This is a genomic window from Eisenbergiella sp. OF01-20, from assembly GCF_003478085.1.
Lineage (GTDB): Bacteria > Bacillota > Clostridia > Lachnospirales > Lachnospiraceae > Eisenbergiella.
Genome location: NZ_QUES01000074.1, coordinates 1 through 6,070, shown reverse-complemented (window position 1 = coordinate 6,070; position 6,070 = coordinate 1). Strand labels below are relative to the sequence as shown.

The 6,070-nt window shown below is 61.6% G+C and carries 7 protein-coding genes; 2 read left to right on the top strand and 5 right to left on the bottom strand.

Annotation, left to right across the window (positions count from 1 at the left end; genetic code table 11):
- The 5 genes from DXA36_RS32305 to DXA36_RS32285 all read right to left on the bottom strand — a co-directional run.
- A partial coding sequence (locus DXA36_RS32305) for a carbohydrate-binding domain-containing protein (protein WP_118683610.1) occupies positions 1–1,350 on the bottom strand: 1,350 nt, incomplete at its 3' end.
- A gap of 152 nt (positions 1,351–1,502) precedes the next feature.
- A complete protein-coding gene (locus DXA36_RS32750; protein ID WP_147366676.1) occupies positions 1,503–1,748 on the bottom strand; it encodes a hypothetical protein in 246 nt (81 codons plus the stop codon).
- Positions 1,749–1,908: 160 nt separating this feature from the next.
- Positions 1,909–2,589, bottom strand: coding sequence for a response regulator transcription factor (locus DXA36_RS32295; RefSeq protein WP_118683609.1), 681 nt, complete (start codon positions 2,587–2,589; stop codon positions 1,909–1,911).
- Complete coding sequence (locus DXA36_RS32290) at positions 2,586–3,968, bottom strand: sensor histidine kinase (protein ID WP_182479358.1); 1,383 nt, start codon at positions 3,966–3,968, stop codon at positions 2,586–2,588. The genes DXA36_RS32295 and DXA36_RS32290 overlap by 4 nt, the downstream gene beginning before the upstream one ends.
- A complete protein-coding gene (locus DXA36_RS32285; RefSeq protein WP_118683607.1) occupies positions 3,965–4,153 on the bottom strand; it encodes a DNA-binding protein in 189 nt (62 codons plus the stop codon). Before DXA36_RS32285 ends, DXA36_RS32290 begins: the two co-directional genes overlap by 4 nt.
- Before the next feature lie 453 nt (positions 4,154–4,606).
- Here DXA36_RS32285 and DXA36_RS32275 point away from each other — a divergent pair, with 453 nt between their 5' ends.
- Both DXA36_RS32275 and DXA36_RS32270 read left to right on the top strand, forming a co-directional pair.
- A complete protein-coding gene (locus DXA36_RS32275; RefSeq protein WP_147366675.1) occupies positions 4,607–4,885 on the top strand; it encodes a hypothetical protein in 279 nt (92 codons plus the stop codon).
- A gap of 123 nt (positions 4,886–5,008) precedes the next feature.
- On the top strand, positions 5,009–6,070 hold a 1,062-nt coding region (locus DXA36_RS32270), incomplete at its 3' end, for an Ig-like domain-containing protein (RefSeq protein ID WP_243114790.1).

Sequence of the window (6,070 nt, the reverse complement as noted above, 5' to 3'; positions counted from 1 at the left end):
GCCGATGCCAGCGCCAGTGGCAGCGTTGCTGCTTGTGGCCTCCAGCCTGCCGGAGCCGCCGATGGTCAGCGTGGAAGTTGCCGGGGCCTCCAGCCCGGCGCGGTCCCAACCGCTTTTCAGTATGTTGTCGGATCCGTCCGCCAGGATGAGCTCTACCTCCGCGCCGGTCATGTCAAAGGCACAAGCGCCGTTCGTGCTGCTTACGTCGATGTTTACCCCGTCCAAGGTAAGCCGGACTTTTTGCGCACCGCTTTCCACCACGATTTTGTCCTGGGTGGCGGTGCCGGAGAGGGTCAAATCCGCGCCGCTTTTGATGGTCAAAACGTGGTCATCGGGGTCGTAGGCGTATTTTGTATTATCCCCCGTCACGGTGAACGAGCCTGTTCCGGAGGGGTTCGACCGGAGCGCCATGCCATAGTACAGCTTTATCACCGGCAGGGCCGCGCCCTCGTCCAGCGTATACCCCTCCGGCAAAACCGCCCGCAGCCAGTAGATGCTGGGGATTGTCCGGCCCTCCTCATAGGCGGCGGGGCTGCCGTCCTTTTCAAAGACCTCCCAGGTCACGCCCTTAATGGAGATCGCCTCCGGCTCCGGGGCCGGCTCCGTATCGTCCGTCACCGTGTATCCGGACGCGCCCAGCGTCGCGGGCAGGCCCAGGCCGTCCCATGTGGTCTGCAGGGGGACGTATTTTACCGCCCCGGTCCATTCGTCAAAGGCCGTGATGGTGACAGCCGCCGCACCGCTGTCCTCCACCGGCTCCTTGCCGCACACGCCCTCGTGCCCGTCGGGAAGGGGGCAGCCCGGCGTCTTTGCGCAGGGCTTCGTCTCCGCCTCCACCGTGACGGTGATCCGCGGCAGCTTCGCACCGTCCGCAAGGACATAACCGCCCACGTCCGGCGTGAATACATACTTGCCCGCCGTGCCGTCGTCATAGGCCGGGGCGCTCTCCCAGGTCACAGAAATCTTCTGTGAGGACGTGGTGACGGTCGTGACCGTTTCTCCGCTTTCCGTTTCCTGCCCCGCGCCGTTCCCCGACACGCTTTCGTCCGCGTCGCTGGGGCTGGCTGTGGAAGCGCCGCCGGTTTCTTCCTCAAACTCGTCCTTATCCGGAACCACCATGTCCTCCGTGACATGGTACACTTTTGCCTCCACCTTGCCCGGCAGAACCAGTTTCTCATAAGCCGTCCCCACCGGGACGGTCTGCTCCGCCACGCTGCTGGGAAGCTCCATAAAGGACGCGATACTCCCGTCCTCCGGTACGATATTTTCTGCCAGCGCCACCACTGGAAGCTGTGTCACCACCAGTGCGACGGCCAGGAGCATCGCCCCGGTTCGTTTCTTTTTTATCATCTTATCTTTCCTCCTTCTCGGCGGCGTGTCCGCCGCTGCCCCGGTTTTTTCCCTGAACGCACAAACAGACGCCCGCCCTTCCGAAACCAGAAGGGCAAGCGCCTGTTTGGGTGGTGAATGATTCAGTTTTTGGGTATGACCAAAGGACAGACTTACGAAGGGTCTGTCTGTCTGTCTGTCTGTCTGTCTGTCTGTCTGTCTGTCTGTCTGTCTGTCTGTCTGTCTTGAATTATATCGCGTCTATTCAACTTGTCAACCCCTTTGAAAAATTTCTTGAAGCCGCCGTTCTCCACGCCGTGCGCCGCGCAGCCCTCCCGCTCCAAAATCTGTCGGCTGGCGGCATTCCCATTTTCATCGTCCCCGATCAGAAGGACGGCTGGTTTCCGGTTCCGCATCATACCCGCCTTTCCTTCCGAAACGCGCTGTAGTAACTGAAAAACAGAAAGCCACCATCGTGACTTCCTGTTTTTACGGGGCCTTGTGACCCCCACACACATTATAACACAGGCGGGCGGCAAAAACGAAAAGGTTGCCAAGTTGTAACCTTTTTTGAGAAATTTATTTTTCCCGCTCAAAGCAATAGCCCCCGCCCCACCCGGAGGTGATGGCATAGCCGCTCCCCTCCAGCTTTTTGCGCAGCCGGGACACGGTGGTTTTCACCGCGCCTGCGCTGCCACCCATCGGCAGCTTCCACACCGTTTCATACAGCCGCTCCGCCGGGATGCCCTCGCCCTCGTGCTGCATCAGATAACAGAGGGCGGCGAACTCGCGGGGCTTGAGCAGGATGTCCTCCCCGTGCAGGAACGCCCGCTGCGCCACCATGTCCAGGGCCAGGGCGCCCCGCGTCAAGAGGGCGCCCTCCCGCGCGGCGTCCCGCCTGTGCAGCAGGGCCACCATCCGCGCCAGCAGCTCTTCCACCCGGTAGGGCTTCGTCATGTAGTCGTCCGCGCCCCCGGTCAGGCCCTTTACCATGTCCGCATAGTCCCGCTTGCTGGTGAGCATAAGCACCGGGGCGGGGGTCGTCTCCCGCAGCTCCGGGATAAATGCTAAGCCGTTGCCGTCCGGCAGCAGAATATCCAGCACCACAATATCAGGGTTGGGATGCTCCGCCAGCGCCCGCCGCGCTCCGGCAAGGTTCCCCGCGGGGAGCACCGTGCAGCCCTCCCGCTCCAGCACTGAGCGGTTGAGCGCCAGCACATGCTCGTTGTCCTCCACCATTAAAGCGATTTTCCCCTTCATCCTGTCACCTCCCGTTCCAGCGCGGGGACGGTAAACCGCACGGCGGTGCCCTCCCCGGCCCTGCTTTCCACTTCGATCCGGCCGCCGTGGGCTTTCACGATCTGCCCGCAGATATACAGGCCCAGCCCGTTGCCCCCTGCCGCGCGGTTTTGGGGATACCGCTCAAAAAGATGGGGGAGCAGGCCGGGGGCAATGCCCGCGCCGGTGTCTTTCACCGTCACCGCCACCAGCTTCCCCTCCGCCCGCGCGGACAGGGCGACGCTGCCGCCCTCCGTGTGTTTGACGGCGTTGGACACCAGGTTGAGCAGCACCTGCAAAAGCCGCTCCCGGTCGGCGTACAGCGGGGGCAGGCCGGGCGGCGCGTCCACCGTCACGGTGTTGCCGTGGCTGTCCATCACCGGGAAGTGGACGCGGGCCACTGTTTCCAGCAGCTCCCCGATGTCCGTTGGCCTGCGGCTTAAGGAGAAGCTGCCGTTCTCGATGGCGGCGGCGTCCAGAAGCTGCTCCACCAGCCGCTCCATCCGTCCGGCCTCGCTGTCCACCCGGCGCATGTTGTCCCGCACGGCGGCCCGGTCGATTTCCCCGTCGTCCATCATCCGCCCGGTGAGCTGGGCAAAGCCGGAAACCACCGTGATGGGCATCTGCAATTCGTGGGAGAGGTTATGTAAAAATTCCTCCTTCATGTCCGCCAGCCCCTGCACACGGGCCAGGGCTTCCTCCCTGGCCGCCTGTTCGCGGGCGTACCGCAGGCAGATCACCAGGATCATGCAGAACGTGGCGCACAGCAGGCCCACCAGCGTCCGGGTCAGCACATAGCTTACCCGACGGGCGTTCAGCATCCCCGGCGTCGCCACCGCGATGACGAGATAGAACAGCGCCATCGGCACCCAGGCGATTTTCCACACCCTGGGGTCGTCCACGTCCATCACCGGCTCCAAATCCCGGCGCAGGAAGCGGAAGATCAGCGGGTAGGCCACAAGGTAGAAAGCAAGGGTGGCGAGGTTCCCCGCCGGCAGGTTATTGCCCAGCCGCTGCATGACGAACTGGGAGACGCCGATGCTCACCGTCATCAGGTTATACGACATGAGGTAGACAAAGAAGTGCCTGACAAACCGCTCCTTGATGATGATGCAGGAGAGGGGGAAGAAGATGAGGATGGCGGCGCTGCAATAGATGCTCATGGAGTATTCCTGCGAGTAGCCGAACAGCACGAGACAGAGTGCGATGCCGCCCCACACCGCCACCGTGATGGCCGCCAGCGCCCATAGGGGGATTTTCAGCTTCTTGCGGAAAGGGTAGTAGCGCAGGAACATCGGCCCTACGAACTGCAGCACGCACCAGAGCCATTCCTGCCACATCAGGGAATCGATACCGTTCATGGCCCGTCCTCCCCCCGGTTCTCCCGCCTGCGCCTGTCCCTGGGGCATCCGGCGCCGGCGGGGATCAGCCAGTCACGGGCGGGGCGGTACACCCCCTTGATGCGCCCTTTGATGCAAAGCGTCTGCACCCAGCGTTCCGAGCGGTCCCATTTTTTCGCCGCCTGCCTTACCGTCATGTATTCCATATCCGTCCTCCCGCCGTAATTCCCGTTCCTTTTTTAAACTTAGGTTCCTTTTATTATATGCGCTTTGCCGCACAAAAGCAAGACGCCAGGGGACGGGAAGAAACCGGCAGGCGATGCCTGTGTTACTTTACCACACACAGGGCCGGGCCGGCGGATGCCCCGTTCCTCCACCGCCCCCGTGATCGGGGACATGGAGGGGCTGTCGTCCCCTACATGGTACGGCTGATTCCCCGCAACGCGGGGGAGCCCTCGAATAGGTGCCGTCCCCCCGCAGGAGCCAGAAGGCACATTCTTCCCGCTTCGGTGCGGAGGACTTATCCGGCGCCTGTTTCCGTCCCCATACTTTTTCATTTTTAATACGAATAAAAAATAAATTTGGAAAAACCTCATACCGTATGATTTTACTCTTTTTCATAACATGGTAAACTGATCACAGAAGAACAGTGATATCTTATGGGTATGAAAGAAAACGTCTTTCCTCTTTCGGTGCGCATTGCCGAAGCCGTCCGTTATTTGCAGGAGGAACCCGGCCGCTTCCCCCTGGACGCAGGCGGCAGGGCGGGGATTCCACGCGGGAGGGCGGTTTCAAAGCCGCCGCGGACCCTGTGCGGCAGGCGGGCTGTATCCTGGCGATGGCAATCCGGCGGTCTGTCAAAGCGGCAGCGTTTTCCCGTCCGGGAGGAATGCGCCGGGCTTTTGGCGGCACGGAAGGAGGCGGAGCCTCCCTGGTGACAAGAAAGGGACATAAGATAACGCAGGTAAGGGTTTTCACAGAAGGGGGTATCCCCTTATAGGGCAGGTATCTTTGATACACGCCACAAACCACTTTTATTTATCTACCAGGAGGGAATACGGATGATACAAAAAAGGAAAAAACGATGGGCGCTGTTTTTATCCGCCGTGCTGATTGCGGCACAGCTTCCGGCAGTGGCCATGGCGGAGAACAAGGCGCCGGAGGCCGCCATCCAAGAGGACGGGAGTATCGCGTCCTTTGAACCGCTGGACGAGGGCGTTAAAAAGCAGTCTGTCCCGGTGGGCACGGAGCTTTCCGGGCTGAACCTGCCGGACACGGTGACGGCGGCAGTTTATCACGTCACCGAGGAAACAGTAATCCCGGACGGGGGTGATATGGAGGCGGAAAGCGTGTCGGGCAACGACGGCGGGGATTCCTCCCCCATGGACCGCGGGGAAACGGTCACGGCCGTCACCACATCCAAGGAAGAAATCCACGTGACCTGGGACAGCGGCCCGGCCTATGACGACGGCGCGGCGGGCAGGTATGTGTTTACGGCGGACGTGGGCGGCTATCCCCTGTCAAGCGGCGCAACGCTGCCGCAAATCACCGTGACGGTTTCGGCGGACACGGCGGAAAAGCCGACGGGGAAGCCCCCAAAGGAACCGCTCCCCTGTACAAAGACCGGGGGCTGCACTTTGGAGGACGGGCATGAGGGCGAGTGCGTGATGGCTCCCCCGGCGAACGACGCGCTTGTAAAAACCATCACCGGCTGGACGTTTGTGGCGGGCGATGATTCAGACTATGCGGTTCACGAACTGGCCCTTCCCGGCGTGAGCATGGACAATCAGGCGGATTTTGACACGGTGGTATCCATGCTGCCCAAACAGATCCGCGGGGAAATGGAAGGAACGGAAAACCCGGAAACACTGGACATCACCGGCTGGAGCTGCGAGGAATACAAACAGGACGGCGGGGATAACTGGCCGCTGACCGGCGATTACATCTTTACGGCGGCGCTCCCCGACGGCTACGCCTGCGACCCGCTCCCGACGGTCAAGGTGCTGCTGGGCGGGGCAAATCTGTACGCCAATGAGGGGTATGACGGCCTGACGATTACCCCAACAAACGGCGGTTCGGTTTCCAAAACCGGCGACGGACAAATCACGCTGAACGCCAACGGT